Raw genomic sequence first — 15,977 nt, 5'->3', positions numbered from 1 at the left:
TCCTTATTATTAGACTAAATCCAATGTTATTTCTATTATAATAAGTCTCTCATGGCGCGTCAAGCGGACTTTTAATAAAGTCTTAATAACTGTTATGGTATACCAGTAAAATTTCATAAAATAAAATAAAATTTCGGATATCATGTTGATTATACTTCAATATGGGTATAGAGTATACATAAGAAAAACATTACAAGCAAAGGAGATGCTAATGATGAGTAATGAAAAAGAACGCAACGATGAAATTATGTTTGGTGCAGATGTAAAAGAGGATCCAGCAAGAAACGGTGAAAAAACCAAAGAACAGGAACGCGATGATGAGGTATTTTTCGGTGCTAAGGTGAATGAAAAGGAAGATAAGCCACTTTCCAGCGAGGAACAGGAACGCGCAGATGAAGTCCAATTTGGCGCAAAAGTGAAAAAATAAACAAAAAAGCCCGAAGCGAGCTGCTTCGGGCTTTTTTAGATACAGGCTTCCCTGCAGTCTCTTGCCAGACTGCAAAGAATATCAAAAGAGGGATTGAAGATCTTTTTTATGCTTCTTCCGGATCTGTGCCCAGCCCCATGGGGTTTAGCGCTTTCGCCCGGTTAAAATAAGCCTTTGTTTCCGCAACCACCACGCCGCTGAGAGCAATAATAGCTACCAAGTTCGGCAGCGCCATCAAAGCGTTAAAGATATCCGCGATGGTCCACACCGCTGAAACCGTCATAAACGGACCGATAAAAACAGCCAGAATATACAGCCAGCGATAGGTTGTCACCGCCGCGCTTCTTCCATTGGCCAGATATTCCAGACAGCGTTCGCCATAATAATTCCATCCCAGAATCGTTGTAAAGGCAAAGAACACCAGACAGATCATCAGCAGAAATGAACTGACCTGCGGCGCGAATGGCAGGCCGGTTTGAAAGGCGTGTGTTGTAACCGCCACGCCCTCAAGGCCAATATCCCAGGCCCCGGTGATGACAATGCTGAGTCCTGTCATGGTACAGATGATAATCGTATCGATAAAAGTCCCTGTCATGGAGACCAGCCCCTGACGGGCAGGCTCCCTGGTCTGGGCGGCTGCCGCCGCAATGGGGGCGCTCCCCAGGCCGGCTTCATTTGAGAATATCCCCCGGGCAATCCCCTTCTGCATAGCCACGATGATCGCACCGATGGATCCGCCGGTTACTGCGCGCATGCCAAAGGCGCTCTGAATAATTTCGAGCAGCGCGGCCGGAATGGCTTTAAAGTTCATGATCAGAATCAAAAGACAGCACAAAAAATAGGCAATCGCCATAAAAGGTACAATAATTTCAGAAACCCGCGCAATACGTTTGATGCCGCCGATAACCACCAGCCCTACACAAAGGGTTAAAATCAAACCGCTGATCACAACAGTCCATGAGTAGTCTGAACCAAAAAGGCTGACCGTCCAGGCATTGTTTGGATCAAAAAAGCCGTTGACCGCGGAGGCAATCCCATTGACCTGCGTAAAGGTACCGATGCCCAAAAGGCCGACTCCTGCTCCGAAGAAAGCGAAAATCTTGCCCAGCCAGCGCCATTTTACCCCCATCCCGCGTTCAATGTAATAAAAAGGGCCGCCCAGCACATGTCCGTCCTCCTCGATCACACGGTACTTGATGGCTAAAACGCCCTCGGCATATTTGGTAGCCATCCCAAAGAAAGCCGCGATCCACATCCAGAACAGCGCGCCGGGGCCGCCAGCAACAAGAGCTGTTGCCACACCGACGATATTGCCTGTGCCGATGGTGGCCGATAAAGCCGTGCACAAAGCGCCGAAGCTGGTGACCTCACCGGTCCCGTCTTCTTCATTTTTGACCATAAACTTAAGCGCTTTTGGTAAGTGACGAATCTGTAAAATATGCAGGCGGCAGGTCAGGTAAATACCGACTGCCAAAATCAAGACAATGAGCGGAATTCCCCAAACCTTATCATCCACCCATACCAGAAAATCAGTGAATTGTTGAAACATTTTTGTTCCTCCTTCTTGATGTCGTTGGAGTTGAACAAAAGCAAAATAACTGCTCTGTCCTTTTGCCTGAGAGATAGCCCTGAAAACAGGGGGTACACCTTCGGCGCTCTTTTAAAAGAGACTCTCCAGAGTTTTGTTGCATCTTAAGCCTTTCTTAAGACAACGTATAAAAGTGTAACACACCTTAAAGCAAAAGACAATAGTCTTTTTAATAAAGACAAAAATAAAAGCAGCAGATCCGGCACACGATATGTACCAAAATCTGCTGTTCGCTATTTTTTAAATTTCACAACAATCTGAGGCCAAACCGGAACGGGTATAAGGACCACCCCAAGCTCCTCCTTTACCCTTGTGGTAAACTGAAAGGCCAGCACATCCGGATTGACACACCGGGCATTGGCAGCATAGTGTGTAGTGCTCTCTGCAATGTCCTTTATCCGTCTGTATTCGCTGTATTCCAGGTTTTCTTCTGTCGCATAGACATATTGCTGTCCTTTGACCCCAATGACCAGAAGCGGCTTTTTTTGCTCATCCATTTTCAATTTCCTCCTATTTCGGGAAATGGTAACGCCCTTCCGCGATCTTAAGCAAATCGCTTCCGAGATTTCCCTTTTTAATGGTATTAATATCCAGAATCACAATTCCCATCTCCCGCGCCCGGACATAAAGGCTGTGATTAATATCCAGACAGTTGTCCGCGGTAACAAGGACCGCCTGTGCCATATCACCGCCAAAACGCTCACATAAGGTTTTAATCTCATATAAATCGTAGGGCGAACGCTTGGTAATGCTGGTTTTACAGGAAATAAACAGGGCTCTGATGCCTTTCAGTAAAATGACATCAATCTCATTCTGTGGGTAATGCTCCTTATTCTCGTAATCCCATCCAATGACAGCGCTCATGACCAGATCGTCAAATCCACCGGCTTCCGCTGCGCTCAGGTAGGTGCAGAGCTCCAGCCAGACGCCCTGATTGGTGAGAAGCCGCCGGATTTCCGTGTTTTCAAACCGAAAGCTGATGCGCCACCTGTCAACGGCCAGATCATGAATCGCGCCCGCCTTCTGCAAAGCGTAAAACACATCCAGATTTTTAAACTGCCGCAGCAGCATATTGACCCGGCCATCCCGCTTCTCACTGACCTCCAGGCATTCGTAGGCCTGGTCCTCCTCAACCGCGTTGCGGCACACATACTGGAACCAGACACTGACGTGGGGCCATTCCTCCAGAAACCGCAGAAACACCTGGCAGATTCGGCCGATACAGGCCTCCTGAGCCGCATCGCCCAGATCTGGATAATAATGGTCGGTGCGTTCCAGACGTGCACCGTAAGCCAACAGCAGATCACTGATGTCAAGCTTCGGCAGTACCAGGGGCTCCCGCCGTTCCCCTTCACTGGTAATCCAGATCAGCTCCTGACTGTCCATATCCTTATACAGCTGCGGAACACCGCGCAGAGCGCAGAAATGCCCTACCAGAGCCAGCAACAGATCTGGGCCGCCTGAAATTTCAAAGACACAGTCTGCGTGCTCCCAGGTGATCTGTTCAAACATACGCACAACCCGGTTGCCATCCTTTAAATCGGTCTCGATAAAACACAGCTCTGCCTCAATGCCTTTTCGCCGCAGCAAACGCTCAATAAGGCTTTGTGCCCGGTCTGTAAGGCTGCCCTTCAGGCCAATGAACACCAAGGCTTCCGGCTTAAAGATCAGCGACGCCAGAATATTTTTGACCGGGTGGGCCGGGTCATAAAGCTCAATTAAGGTCTTCATAGGCCTTTTTATAAGCCGCCAGAGTGCGCTCGTCAAACAGAACAAACAAAATGCGCTCAAAGCTGCTGGCATAGGCGTTCCAAAAATCCCGGACAGTTTTCAAGGCAATGGCTGCCGCCTGATCCACCGGATAATGGTACACCCCGGTCGAAACTGACGGAAAGGCCACTGAGCGGGCTCCAGCTTCCAGAGCACGTGTCATGGAATTGTGATAACAGTCTTTCAAAAGCGCAGCCTCGTGCTGGCCACCGCCGTGCCACACCGGCCCTACTGTATGAATAACATATTTGCAGGGCAGTCGGTATGCTCTGGTTGTTTTCGCCCCGCCGGTGGGGCACCCCTTCAGCGTCCGGCACTCCTCTAAAAGCTCTGGTCCCGCCGCACGGTGGATGGCGCCGTCCACACCGCCGCCGCCCAGCAACGAGCTGTTAGCTGCGTTGACAATGGCGTCCACACCGTAATCCCTTGTGATATCGCCCAATAAAAGTTCAATGTTTCCCATCCTTCTCCTCCTCTGCTTTCATATTTACAAAAATTTTCCAGACATGCGGCTCTGCCCATCCTATTCCTGTTTGATCAGATCCTCCCAGTTAACCTCATAGGGCGAATCGTACGACGGATTGCGCACAAAGGAAAAGGAAGCCTCATCATAATAAAAATAATTGGTATCACAGATAATATCATCCCGGATCTTCTGCATTTTATCGGAATAATCCCGGGCGCTTTTCAGGCGTCCGTCCTTAAACTTGAGCAGATACACATCTTTGTAGGCATAATGCTTCTGAACACCTGTGGATTCATAAAAATCCTCTACCAGATCCCGGCCAATAAACATACCGCCGCTGTAGCCCGCCGGGATATTGACGCCACGGTAAACCTTAAAGAGGCTCAGAAAAAAATCCTGGCGGTTGGTCTCCGGAGCCACGCCCCTGATTTCCGGATAATCACCAAGGGTGGTCATGTACAGGTTTCTCAGACAAAGCCGGCCATCGCGCAAACCGTACTGCCCATAAAAGCCCCTGGCGCAAGCTGGACAGAAGGATATTGGAAAGGCGCCGTAATCCGAAGGATCAAATGCCAGCGTGTTCTCCAAAGCTGTAATATCATACGCTTCATTTTTAAAAATATACTGATCTGTAAATTGAACGGTCATTTTTTATTCCTTTCCGTAACGGAAATTTTCTCTTGCTTCCCCATCATTTTATGAAAAAAGGCAGACCTGAATAAAACCTCAGCCCTGCCCTCTATCGTTTTTTATTATACCCCAACGCCTTTAAAAAATCAACGCAGCTAAAGGTTTATACCTCAGAACTCTGCGGCCAGGCAGGCTGCTTCCTCACTCTCAGTCAGCTTTGGCAGCAGGTTAAAGCCCATGAGGACGCGCCGCTGTCAGGATTACTATAATATATAGAAGCTTAATTATTATTTACAGTATTTATTCACAATCTTTCGTTTCATCCCAAAATTCTCTGGTCTCCCGCCCAATGTCCTGCACACTTCTCACCTTTATATAATGGGATAAATGCGGCGGGAAGAGCCTGCGATAGCTGCTGCTTGAAAATCGGTTGTCGATAAAGAGCACCATTCCCCGGTCAGCCTCATCCCGGATGACGCGTCCAACAGCCTGGAGAACCTTATTCATGCCGGGAAACTGATAGGCATAGGCAAAGCCGCTGCCCTGCTTATCGTCATAATAATTCCGGATGATATTGCGCTCGTCGCCAATTTGAGGCAGGCCTACACCTACGATAACCGTTCCGATAAGACGGTCGCCTTTGAGGTCGATCCCTTCGGAATAGATACCGCCCATCACGCAGAAGCCGATGAGGGTTTCAGGATTTTCGGCGTCAAAGGCTGCCAGAAAGGCTTCTCTTGCGGCTTCGTCCATATCCCGCTCCTGGATCATAGTCTTGATATCTGGAAATCGTTCCCCAAAAATCTCGCAGACTGCGTTAAGGTAAGCGTAGGATGGAAAGTAGACCATGTAATTGCCCTTTTTTCCTGCGGCAAAAGCGGCGATCATTTCAGCGATGGGGGCATAGCTCTCTTCTCTGTCCACATAGCGGGTGCTGATGGTATCTGCCAGCAGGATGCCAAGCTTCGACGGGTCAAAGGGTGATGGCAGCTCGTAGCGCGGGGTTTCCTCCTCGCCGCCCAGCACTGCGATAAAGTATTCCAGAGGGGTGAGAGTGGCTGAAAAGAGGACGGATGCCTTGCCGCAGGCCAGCCGTGCCCTCAGCAGCAGCGCTGGGTCAAGGCACACTTGCTTCACAATGACCTCGCTGCCGTAGGTGTGAATGGTGGTAATATAGTGCTCATCGTAAAACTCGGCGATCCTTAAATAGGTCCGGGCCTGAAAATAGAGCTCCAGCACTGCCTCGGCCGATGGGTGGTCCGGGTGCTTTTTCTGCCAGTCCTCGCAGGCAAAGCAGAAAAAGCCCAGAAGCTCATTAAAATCTCCAAGCTCCTCCCGGCTGATGCGGGACCGGCTGTCCGGGCAGCTTTTCCGCAGATCAATCATGGCCTGGTTTACTTTATTCAGAGGTTCCATAAGACGTTTATCTGTTTTGGTCAGCTGCCTTTTAAGGTTCAGAAAATCGGATTTCCTAAGAGCAGCCGAATACATTTCCCTTGCCCTGTCTACCAGATTATGGGCCTCATCCACCAGAAAGACGTAGTCCCCCTTCTCGTCCATAAAAAAGCGCTTCAGGGCCACCAGCGGGTCAAAGAGATAGTTGTAATCACAGATAATGGCGTCGCACCAGAGCGTAAGGTCCAGCGAAAACTCAAAGGGGCATAGATTATTTTCAAGCGCGATGGCCTCGATATTCTCTCTTGAAAAGACGGTTTCCTTCTGGAGCACCTCATAGAGCACATCGCTCACACGGTCAAAATAACCGTCGGCGTAGGGGCAGTCATCTGGGTTACAGCTGCGTTCTCCCAGAAAGCAGATTTTATCTTTGGCTGTCAGGGTAACGGTTCGAAGCTCCAGGCCTTTTTCCTTCATAAGTGCAAAGGCGTCCACAGCAGCCTGGCGGGTGATGGTCTTGGCCGTCAGATAAAAAAGTTTTTCTGCCATACCGCTGCCCAGCGCTTTCACGGAGGGAAAAAGCGTGGACAAAGTTTTTCCAATGCCGGTGGGCGCCTGGCAGAAAAGCTTACCGCTTTTTTTGATGGTGTTAAAAACGGCCACCGCCATCTCCCGCTGGCCTCTGCGGTAGGTTTTATAAGGAAAATCCAAAGTGCAGATGGTATGATTCCGCTTTTCAACCCACTGACGCTGCATCTCCGCCCAGCGGATATAAGCGTTTAAGAGAGCAAGATAGAAATTTTCCAACTCGATAACGGAAAAGCTTTTACGGAACCGGCGGATCTCTTTTGTATCCACCTGATAATAGGTGAGCTGAATATCGATGAAGTCAAGTCCCTGCTGGCTGCCGTAAATATAGCCGTAGCACTTGGCCTGGGCCCAGTGCACTGGGCGGCTGTCTTCATCCATATCCTCCAGGCTTTGGGTGATGGTTTTGATCTCATCGACGACGGTAATGCCATCCTCCTCAAAAATTCCATCCGCCCGGCCCTGTATTTTAAAGGTGAAGCCCTTGATGTCTGTGGTCTCGGCCAGGGTAACCTCTGACCGGTAATGTTCTCCGGCTTCTTTTTGCAGCTTTCTGTGAATACGCGCCCCCTCTGCGGCCCGGTCAAAACCGCCAAAACGGCTGTCAATACTGCCGGAGCGCATAATAAATTCTACCAGCTCCCGCACCGAAAGCTCTACCACCTCATAGGCCATGCTCATCCCTCCATTCTCAGTAAAGCTATTGTAGCACAAACCCACGCCAATGTGAAATTGCCTCTGCTGCCTTGGCATGCTATAATGGGCATAACTTACAAAGTGAGGTATCAGACCATGTACGATTATATGAAAAGTAATCCTGAGGAGGGCGCCTACCGCGGCGCCTTTGACGAAAGCCGGCGCAAGCTGCGGGCCCTTGATCCTGTGGTGATCGCAAAAAATACCGGCTGCCCTTACGATGAAAAAACGGGGGATTTCACCCTTGACTGCTTTGGACAGCTTCTGAGCATCCCCTACCCCGACGGCGATGTGTTTTTTGCAGGCACTGCCGAAAAGCCTGACATCAGCTGGCGTCTCATCGCGCTCAACTATTTTTCCCACGCTGTGGATCTCCCCCTTTCAGGAAGGTGGATTTCTTATAAGGATCAGCCCAGAGGCGCGGTCTTTTATCCGAATATCCGGCAGAATGTCATTGAACCCATGGGCGTTTTTTATGACAGCTGTAATCCAGATATACTGAAGGAGGCTCTGCCAGAGATCGGCTTTTCGATTGTCGAGAACAAAGCGGAGCTCAGCGCACAGGGTTTCTTTGCGCCGCGTATTCCTGCCCGCATCCAGTTCTGGGCGGGTGATGAGGATTTCCCGGGGGCTTTCCAGCTTCTTTTTGACGCCACCATCAGCGAGCAGATGCATATTGAAGACAGCGTGGCCCTTTGCAGCCTGGTGGCTGATCTGATTCAGGAACAGTACCGGCTAAAGCTTAAAAAAACGGCTGGTGACAACCGGTAAAATTTGCCGGTCATAAAATGTCTGCTTTATTTTCATAATGGCGGGTATATTTATACTATAAAAATAAATTTCAATCAGGAGAATGCCATGATTTTTTTAATACCTGCCATTATTGTCTTTATCCTGTTTTATCGTCTGTATTATAAGCAGAAACGCCCCATTGCCGGCGGCATTCTGATGACGGTCTTTCTCGCCCTGTTTCTTCTTGGGCTTTTCGGCTATGCCTTAATGTCCCCTCTCAATCCGATTATCTGGGTGATACTCGGAATTGTCGCGCTGGTATTTTTAATGATGCCTCTGCTGCTGCTTTTCTCTAGCATTGCGTTGATGATCAATGGACAGCGGATGGTATCGCGCGAGGGAACGCAGGTCAGTAATCTTTTAACCTTGTTTCTCGGACTCATTATTCTTGCCGCGCTGATACTGTTCTGCACGCTTCCCTTTTTTATGAATGTGAATCCTGTCATTCCGCTGATCTATTCCATGCTGGCGATTGTCGTTTTGTTTTTCGGCTTTCTGTTTATCAGCTTTGCCAATGCCTCTGCTCTTTACTATTTCAACAAGCCTTCCTACGACGAAGACTTTATTCTGATCTTGGGCTGCCGGGTAATTGACGGTAAGGTTACTCCACTTCTGGCCAAGCGCCTGGACCGGGCCATTGCTTTTTATGAAAAACAGATAGAAATGACTGGAAAGAAAGCAAAATTTGTTGTCTCTGGCGGTAAAGGAATGGATGAATCGGTTTCGGAGGCCTTGGTAATGAAAGACTACCTTTTATCCAAAGGCTATAATGAATCAGACATTTTAGTGGAGGATCATTCCCGAAACACCCGGGAAAACATGCTGTTTTCCAAGGCGATCATTGACAGGCTTATGCCGAATGCTCGGGGTGTATTTGTAACCAGCAGCTTTCATGTTCTCCGTGCCAGTCTTTATGCCCGCGACGCTGGACTTGATTTTACAGGCATTCCGGCAAAGACAGCGCTTTATTACTTTCCAAACGCTTTTCTCCGCGAATTTATCGGGGTGCTCTCAATGAACCGGCAGACCTATGCCATTGTCTTTGCTGCACTGGTCCTCTGCACCATGGTTCCTCAGCTTGTCTTTTTAAACATAGGGCTTTTATAAATAAAAAAGGACAGACACGATCGTCTGTCCTTTTTTATTGAAGGTTTATTTCATATATTTGTCAATAATGTCATCCGCTAATTCTTCAAGAACGCCCATATCATAGAAGAACTGAAGTGCAGCATAGCGGTTACGCAGCTCCTTGGCGTACATTAAAATATCCTTGAATTCTTCCTTTGTTACATTGAACTCAGCCGGACTGGTAAGACCGTGGAGGGCTTTTAACAGCTCCGGCGCTTTCTGAGTATCTGCCACCACATTTTCCATCAGGCTGACCAGTTTCGCTTCATTATTCTGAATGCTGTCAATACGCTTTTCAACCACTTCAGGATCATTCTGGTGTACCTGCTGGTATAACTTAATAACTTCATCTGAACCCAGACCAAAGGAACGTTTGATTTCTTTTTCCCAGGTATCGTAATCAAAGGTTTCTGCATGTGCGCGCGCTTTGTCATAATCGAAAGGCATGGTCAGGAATTTTGCATACATATCGCTGACAATGCAGGTTGCCATACCCACACAGGTACCGTGCAGCTGGCCGTATTCGCCCTTGAAGATGGACTTCATTTCCAGGAAGTGGGAGATATGATGTTCGGAAGCAGACGCAGGTCTGGAGAAACCGATATAGCTCATGGCAATCCCAATGAGTACCAGGGATTCCATCAGGTACTGAAGCGCGTCGGATTCTCTGTTCACGAGACCCGGTACCGTATCAACACATTTTTTAACAGAGTAGAGAACCAGCTCCCCAACTTCTGGACAGTAGTATTCGCCATTGATCAGCTCAGACATTTTCCAGTCGTTGATGGCTAAATATTTACCTAAAACATCACCTAAACCAGCTGCGATCATGACATCCGGCGCGGTGGCCAGAATATCGGTATCGCCGATGATGGCATTGGCACATTCTGCAGAATAGGTAATTTTAAGATTATTATGAACTAAAGGAGAAACGTTTGAGGCGTAGCCATCCATAGATGGTGCCGTCGCCACAATATAATACGGCAGTCCCGCGCCAAATGCGACATAACGGGTTAAGTCATTTAAAGAGCCTGAGCCAATGGCAATGATCAGCTTAGTATCAGCTGGTAAATGTTCCTTCATTTCTTCGGCGTATTTATCTTCTGCGTGCATGCTTTTATGCGGAAAGATATATTTTTCAACAGGATAGCCTGCTCCCGCCACCATGCTTTCAACGCGTTCTCCTGCCACTTCCCAGGTATTTACATCGGCCACGATAAAAATTTTATCGTTTTTGCTCAGGGTGCTGCCGTCTTTTAATTTCTGGGTTTCCATAATGCCTGGCAGTTTATCTAAAGCGTTTTTGCCGATGGCGATATTTTCGATGCTGGCAATATGTTTTTTCCCACAGCTGCAATCAAATTCGTGGTTGATCAATTCGTTAATGGATAATTCTTTAAAACTCATGTTTTTCTCCTTTTGATTTTATAAACAGGTTAGATTCAGATACTTAATTTGTTTTTTAAGCTTGTTTTTAAAGGAACACAAAATCATGGATTTGGTTTCTCTGGTTCGCTACTTCTGGCCGTAATAGGCGTTTTCGCCGTGCTTGCGGTAGAAATGTTTGTTTAAAAGTACATCCTGCATTGGGTACGCGCCGCCAGCCAGCTGCTCGGTGTAGAAGGCCATCATGGCCAGCTGGTCTAAAACGACCGCATTGTGGACAGCCTCGTGCGGGTCTTTCCCCCAGCTAAACGGGCCGTGGCTTTTAACCAGTACGGCTGGCATATAATCGGGATTGATGTCCATATCATTGAAGGTTTCAACAATAACCTTGCCAGTATTGAGCTCGTAGTCACCCTCAATTTCTGTATCGGTCATAACACGCGTGCAGGGAATCGGTCCATTGAAGTAATCAGCATGGGTTGTTCCGTAAGCATTAATATCTTTTCCCGCCTGAGCCCAAATGGTCGCCCACTGTGAGTGGGTATGTACCACACCGCCGATATTTGAAAATTCACGGTAAAGCTCAAGATGTGTGTCGGTATCGGATGAAGGATTCAGGTCTCCTTCTACCACTTTACCATCTTCTAACGCGACAATGACCATATCTTCTGGCTTTAGCTTGTCGTATTCCACACCGGAGGGTTTAATGGCGATCAGACCTTTTTCCCGGTCAATACCGGATACATTACCCCAGGTAAAGGTAATGAGCTTATACTCCGGCAGCAGCATATTGGCTTCATAAACTTGCTGTTTCAGTTCTTCTAACATGGTTCCTCCCTAAATGATTAAAATTTTCTGTCGATCTTCAAATGTTCTTTTTGTTACTTTATGTTTTTATAATAGCACATTTATAACATTTCGTCAATTGTAAATTGATAAAATCCTCCAAAAAAACAAATCATTTGGGACAAAAAAAGTCATTCCCCTGTTTGAGGAATGACTTTTACTGACTATTTAGCTGCTTCTGCCTTGATGGCTTTCAGACGTTTCATTACGTCGTTTTCGCCGCGGCCGAAGTAATCGTGCAAGATGGCATATTCCGCAAACAGCTTGTCATATACTTTTGCGTTTTCTTCATTTGGTGTATAAAGAATATCTTTTTCATTGGCCAGAACCTGAGCAGCTTCAAATACAGAATCATAGCCGCCCTCAGCAGCGCCCGCTGCTACAGAAGCCATAACCGCAGCGCCAAGGGCCGGGCCATACTCGGAGCCCGCAATGCGGATCGTTCTTCTGGTAACATCGGCGTAGATCTGCATCATCATAGCATTCTTCATGGCAATGCCGCCAGTCGCGTACAGATTATTGACCGTTACACCGCATTTTTCAAAGTTTTCAATGATTTCTCTGGTACCATAAGCGGTTGCTTCGATTAATGCACGGTACATTTCCTCTGGTTTTGTCTGCAGTGTCATACCGAGCATCATACCCGTTAGGTCGTTGTCGAGGAGGACGGAGCGGTTGCCGTTCCACCAGTCAAGCGCGATGAGTCCACTTTCACCGACAGCCATTTTTTCAGCTTTTTCGGTTAAAATCTGATGCAGGTTCAATCCACGAGCTTTTGCTTCCTGCGCATATTCTTCCGGAACACAGTTATCAACAAACCATGCGAAGTGATCCCCTACGCAGCTCTGTCCGCCCTCGTATCCAAAATAACCTGGCAGAATACCGTCTTCAACGACGCCAAAGACGCCGGGTACAATTTTTTCTTCTTTCGAGATCAGCATGTGGCAGGTGGATGTCCCCATGATCATGAGCATCTGGTCCGGACCAGCCTGTTTCATGGCACCCGGTACACCTGCATGGGCATCGACATTGGCAATGGCTACTGCCGTGCCAACCTTAAGGCCTGTCAACGCTGCGCCTTTTGTGTCAATTTCACCTGCTCTGCTGCCGATCGGTGAGATTGGGCAGTTTAATTTTTCTTCCACTACATTTTCAAGCTGTGGGTCGAGCGCTTTATAGAAATCCTTTGACGGATAACCGTCTACTTTGTGATATAAAGCCTTGTAGCCTGCCGCACAGGAGTTTCTGGTCTGTTTTCCGGTCAGCTGCCAGATTACCCAGTCGCCAGCTTCAATGTAATAGTCCATGTCTTCATATAATTCATGGTCTTCGACACAGATCTGCCACAGACGGGGTGTCATGGATTCAGACGATGCCTTGCCGCCATAGCGGGCCATGAAATCTTCTCCGCGCTGTTCTGCGATTTCAGTCAGTTTATTGGCATAGCTCTGAGCGCCGTGATGTTTCCACATCATAACATATGCCATTGGGTCGTTCTTATATTTGTCTAAGAAGCACATGGGTGTGCCGTCAGCTTTTACTGGCAAGACTGTACATGCCGTAAAGTCAACCCCTACGCCGATAACATCTGCCGGGTCGACCTGTGTGCGTGATAAAACTTCTGGAACAGCGTTCTTGAAAACATCCAGATAATCCTGCGGATGCTGGAGCGCGTAGTCCATTGGCAGTTTTGTGCCATCTGGCAACTCTCTGTCCATTACCGCATGCGGATAATTATAAAATGCCGAGCCAATTTCTTCCCCTGTTTTTACGTTGACCACAACAGCTCTACCGGAGAGCGTACCGAAGTCGATACCGATTACATACTTTGCCATCTTTGTTATTCCTCCTCATGTTTTAAATGAACCTTTAACATGTTCGTTTGGATACTTTATGTTTGTATAATAGCACATTTCATAATAGAAGTCAACCGTTTACCTTTAATCTACTTGCAATTAATCCTAAAATGGTTTATTCTATAGATAAGTGACACAAAAGAGCACATAAAGGAGACATAAACGATGTTAAAAGAACAAAGAGAGGAACAAATTCTACAACTATTAGAACAACACGGCAGTGTAGAGGTTTCGCAGCTCTGTAATCTTTTTGGTGTAACAAAGATGACAATCCGCAGAGACCTTGATAAATTGGAAAATGAAGGGAAAATTTCCAGAACCCATGGCGGTGCTGTTTTAAACAATACAGATATTCTTTTGGAAAAACCTCTTTATGTGCGTTTAAACACAAATACCGAACATAAAGAGCGCATCGCCCGAAGAGCCGCCGCCATGATTACAGACGGCCAGAAAATTTTTCTGAGTTCTGGCACCACGGTCTTTACCCTGGCACGGCAGCTGGATAATTCCAGACGGCTGCTTATTGTGACAGACGGACTCAACACAGCCCTTGAGCTCAGCAAGCGTACAAATATTTCGATTATTATCATCGGTGGTGAGCTGCGCAGCAACACCTTGGCGACTACCGGCAGCTTCGCGGAGGGAATGATCCGGGAATTCAAGTTTGAAACAGCTTATATCGGTGTGACCAGCATTGGCACCGACGGTTCCCTGCATCACGGCAGTCTGGTGGAAATCGGTCTATACAAGGTTCTGGCGGAAATCTCAAAAAAGCTGGTGATTATGGCCGATTCCGATAAGCTTGGTAAGGATGATTTTGTCTGTGTCGGAAAATTAAAATCCGGGGACACATTGATCACAGACTCCGACGCAGCCCCTGACATTGTAAAGCTATACCGAGATATGGGTGTAGAGATTATTTTGGCTTAATTTTCGTTTTCGCGAATTCGCAATTATGATATAATAGCATTAAGTTTAATTTTGTCAAAGGATGTGACGCCATGAATACGACCCTTACGCTCAACAAAGCAATACAGAACCTTTCTAAGGCCATTCAGATAAAAACAATTTCTAACCGGCCCGGACGCGCGCCGGATTATCAGCCTTTTGATGATTTTATTGTCTTTTTAAAGGAAGCCTACCCCATCTGCCACGAGCATCTTGAGCATACCCGTGTGAATAATTACGGGTTAGTTTACCGCCTGAAAGGTAAAAACCGTGACGCCAGACCTCTGCTTTTTCTGGGGCATTACGATGTGGTCCCGACCGATCCGGGCAGCGAATCTAGATGGACTTACCCACCCTTCAGCGGCGCCGTTGCCGACGGTTATATCTGGGGGCGCGGCGCTTTAGACGATAAATTCCAGATCATTGCTCTTTTCGAGGCATTGGAACGCTTTATTACCATGGAGCAGCAGCCTGAGCGCGATGTTTATCTCGCTTTTGGATTTGACGAGGAAGTTGGCGGAAACCTCGGCGCCTCACGGATTGCTTCTTTTTTCAAGTCCCAGAACATTCAATTTGAGTGTGTGCTGGATGAGGGCGGCATGTGCATTGAAAATCTTTTTCCCCAGATCGACCGTCCAATGGCGACCGTCGGCGTCGGCGAAAAGGGACAGGCCAATTTAAAAGTTACCTTTTCACAGAAGGGGGGACACTCTGCCGTGCCCTCACCGGGCAGCGCCATTCATCAACTTTCAAGGCTTTTGGTCAGTATCGAGGATCATCCTATGCCGCCGCATCTTACCGAGCCGGTCAAGCAGCTGCTCAAAAAAGTCTCGCCGGATGTTCATGGCAGAAAGCGCCGTTTTTATGACCATATTGAGCTTTTAAAGCCTGCGCTCTACAAAGAACTCTCAAAGGTTCCCATGACCAACGCCATGATACGAAGCACCATTGCGCCAACCATTCTGCAGGGCAGCGATATGGCTAATGTAGTCCCAGGAGAGGCTTCCGCTATTTTAAACTGCCGCATACTGCAGGGAGACAGTGTAGAGGATATGATCCGGCATATCACTAAGCTCTGCGGTAAGAAAAAACCAGATTTTGAAATTTTGATGAATCATCCACCTTCTGTTTTTTCGGAGACGGATACTCAGGCCTACAGACATCTGGAAGCCTGCATTTCTGTTATCTTCCCTGGCGCAGAAACGACTCCATCCATTTCGCTGGGCGGCACTGACGCGCGTAAGTATGATATAGTATCAAAAAATATCTATCGTTTTACCCCTGTGCAGGTCACTAAAAATGAACGCGACGCCATGCACAACGTCAATGAACGTATTTCCATTGAAAACCTGGGCCGAGCCATTACTTTTTACACCACGTTTATTCAAAATTATCAATAACGCTCAAAGACACAGTGGATTTTCCTCTTGTGTCTTTTTATTTTTCAAATTATATGAAAAT

At 47.5% G+C, this 15,977-nt stretch carries 14 protein-coding genes and 1 riboswitch; of the genes, 5 read left to right on the top strand and 9 right to left on the bottom strand.

Annotated elements, in window-relative coordinates:
• Positions 1–211: 211 nt before the first annotated feature.
• Positions 212–427 (top strand): hypothetical protein, encoded by a 216-nt coding sequence (locus tag DW091_RS06520; protein WP_058695156.1) that lies wholly within the window; start codon positions 212–214, stop codon positions 425–427.
• Positions 428–533: 106 nt separating this feature from the next.
• Here the strand turns inward: DW091_RS06520 and DW091_RS06515 are convergent, their stop codons facing one another.
• The 6 genes from DW091_RS06515 to DW091_RS06490 all read right to left on the bottom strand — a co-directional run bounded on the left by DW091_RS06515 (position 534) and on the right by DW091_RS06490 (position 7,539).
• Positions 534–1,976, bottom strand: coding sequence for a sodium:alanine symporter family protein (locus tag DW091_RS06515; RefSeq protein WP_074616252.1), 1,443 nt, complete (start codon positions 1,974–1,976; stop codon positions 534–536).
• A 44-nt stretch (positions 1,977–2,020) separates the two neighbouring features.
• Positions 2,021–2,115, bottom strand: a riboswitch (glycine riboswitch).
• A gap of 133 nt (positions 2,116–2,248) precedes the next feature.
• Positions 2,249–2,512, bottom strand: a complete 264-nt coding sequence (locus tag DW091_RS06510) for a hypothetical protein (protein ID WP_118517705.1) — start codon at positions 2,510–2,512, stop codon at positions 2,249–2,251.
• 13 nt (positions 2,513–2,525) lie between these two features.
• Positions 2,526–3,746, bottom strand: a complete 1,221-nt coding sequence (locus tag DW091_RS06505) for a DUF1887 family CARF protein (protein WP_058695159.1) — start codon at positions 3,744–3,746, stop codon at positions 2,526–2,528.
• On the bottom strand, positions 3,730–4,248 hold the full coding sequence (locus tag DW091_RS06500; RefSeq protein WP_058695160.1) for an O-acetyl-ADP-ribose deacetylase: 519 nt from the start codon (positions 4,246–4,248) through the stop codon (positions 3,730–3,732). Before DW091_RS06500 ends, DW091_RS06505 begins: the two co-directional genes overlap by 17 nt.
• 60 nt (positions 4,249–4,308) lie before the next feature.
• Positions 4,309–4,899 carry a hypothetical protein gene (locus DW091_RS06495; protein ID WP_058695161.1) on the bottom strand — a complete coding sequence of 197 codons (591 nt, stop codon included), beginning with the start codon at positions 4,897–4,899 and terminating at the stop codon, positions 4,309–4,311.
• Positions 4,900–5,181: 282 nt separating this feature from the next.
• Positions 5,182–7,539, bottom strand: a complete 2,358-nt coding sequence (locus tag DW091_RS06490; protein WP_118517704.1) for an ATP-dependent DNA helicase — start codon at positions 7,537–7,539, stop codon at positions 5,182–5,184.
• A 117-nt stretch (positions 7,540–7,656) separates the two neighbouring features.
• Here DW091_RS06490 and DW091_RS06485 point away from each other — a divergent pair, with 117 nt between their 5' ends.
• Positions 7,657–8,331, top strand: a complete 675-nt coding sequence (locus DW091_RS06485) for a DUF3786 domain-containing protein (RefSeq protein WP_158577848.1) — start codon at positions 7,657–7,659, stop codon at positions 8,329–8,331.
• Between the two features lie 87 nt (positions 8,332–8,418).
• Positions 8,419–9,459 carry a YdcF family protein gene (locus tag DW091_RS06480; RefSeq protein WP_118517702.1) on the top strand — a complete coding sequence of 347 codons (1,041 nt, stop codon included), beginning with the start codon at positions 8,419–8,421 and terminating at the stop codon, positions 9,457–9,459.
• A 45-nt stretch (positions 9,460–9,504) separates the two neighbouring features.
• Here DW091_RS06480 and DW091_RS06475 read toward each other — a convergent pair whose 3' ends face one another.
• The 3 genes from DW091_RS06475 to DW091_RS06465 all read right to left on the bottom strand — a co-directional run bounded on the left by DW091_RS06475 (position 9,505) and on the right by DW091_RS06465 (position 13,547).
• Complete coding sequence (locus DW091_RS06475; protein ID WP_074618229.1) at positions 9,505–10,887, bottom strand: sn-glycerol-1-phosphate dehydrogenase; 1,383 nt, start codon at positions 10,885–10,887, stop codon at positions 9,505–9,507.
• Between the two features lie 108 nt (positions 10,888–10,995).
• The gene (gene araD, locus DW091_RS06470) at positions 10,996–11,694 is read right to left on the bottom strand and encodes an L-ribulose-5-phosphate 4-epimerase (RefSeq protein WP_118517701.1); all 699 of its coding nucleotides are present in this window, start codon (positions 11,692–11,694) and stop codon (positions 10,996–10,998) included.
• Between the two features lie 182 nt (positions 11,695–11,876).
• Entirely contained in the window at positions 11,877–13,547 is a 1,671-nt protein-coding gene (locus DW091_RS06465) for a ribulokinase (RefSeq protein WP_058695167.1), read from the bottom strand.
• A gap of 186 nt (positions 13,548–13,733) precedes the next feature.
• Here DW091_RS06465 and DW091_RS06460 point away from each other — a divergent pair, with 186 nt between their 5' ends.
• Positions 13,734–14,498, top strand: coding sequence for a DeoR/GlpR family DNA-binding transcription regulator (locus tag DW091_RS06460; protein ID WP_058695168.1), 765 nt, complete (start codon positions 13,734–13,736; stop codon positions 14,496–14,498).
• A gap of 71 nt (positions 14,499–14,569) precedes the next feature.
• Positions 14,570–15,916, top strand: coding sequence for a M20/M25/M40 family metallo-hydrolase (locus DW091_RS06455; protein ID WP_118517700.1), 1,347 nt, complete (start codon positions 14,570–14,572; stop codon positions 15,914–15,916).
• Positions 15,917–15,977 lie beyond the last annotated feature (61 nt).

The sequence above is a fragment of the Eubacterium sp. AM05-23 genome (genome assembly GCF_003477535.1).
Classification (GTDB): domain Bacteria; phylum Bacillota; class Clostridia; order Eubacteriales; family Eubacteriaceae; genus Eubacterium; species Eubacterium maltosivorans.
This window is presented reverse-complemented; position numbering and strand designations above follow the sequence as displayed.

Coding starts and splice junctions, on each gene's coding strand:
- DW091_RS06515 (WP_074616252.1), bottom strand. CDS start 1,976: ATGTTTCAACAATTCACTGATTTTCTGGTATGGGTGGATGATAAGGTT.
- DW091_RS06520 (WP_058695156.1), top strand. CDS start 212: ATGATGAGTAATGAAAAAGAACGCAACGATGAAATTATGTTTGGTGCA.
- DW091_RS06485 (WP_158577848.1), top strand. CDS start 7,657: ATGTACGATTATATGAAAAGTAATCCTGAGGAGGGCGCCTACCGCGGC.
- DW091_RS06475 (WP_074618229.1), bottom strand. CDS start 10,887: ATGAGTTTTAAAGAATTATCCATTAACGAATTGATCAACCACGAATTT.
- DW091_RS06460 (WP_058695168.1), top strand. CDS start 13,734: ATGTTAAAAGAACAAAGAGAGGAACAAATTCTACAACTATTAGAACAA.
- DW091_RS06455 (WP_118517700.1), top strand. CDS start 14,570: ATGAATACGACCCTTACGCTCAACAAAGCAATACAGAACCTTTCTAAG.
- DW091_RS06465 (WP_058695167.1), bottom strand. CDS start 13,547: ATGGCAAAGTATGTAATCGGTATCGACTTCGGTACGCTCTCCGGTAGA.
- DW091_RS06495 (WP_058695161.1), bottom strand. CDS start 4,899: ATGACCGTTCAATTTACAGATCAGTATATTTTTAAAAATGAAGCGTAT.
- DW091_RS06490 (WP_118517704.1), bottom strand. CDS start 7,539: ATGGCCTATGAGGTGGTAGAGCTTTCGGTGCGGGAGCTGGTAGAATTT.
- DW091_RS06510 (WP_118517705.1), bottom strand. CDS start 2,512: ATGGATGAGCAAAAAAAGCCGCTTCTGGTCATTGGGGTCAAAGGACAG.
- araD (WP_118517701.1), bottom strand. CDS start 11,694: ATGTTAGAAGAACTGAAACAGCAAGTTTATGAAGCCAATATGCTGCTG.
- DW091_RS06480 (WP_118517702.1), top strand. CDS start 8,419: ATGATTTTTTTAATACCTGCCATTATTGTCTTTATCCTGTTTTATCGT.
- DW091_RS06505 (WP_058695159.1), bottom strand. CDS start 3,746: ATGAAGACCTTAATTGAGCTTTATGACCCGGCCCACCCGGTCAAAAAT.
- DW091_RS06500 (WP_058695160.1), bottom strand. CDS start 4,248: ATGGGAAACATTGAACTTTTATTGGGCGATATCACAAGGGATTACGGT.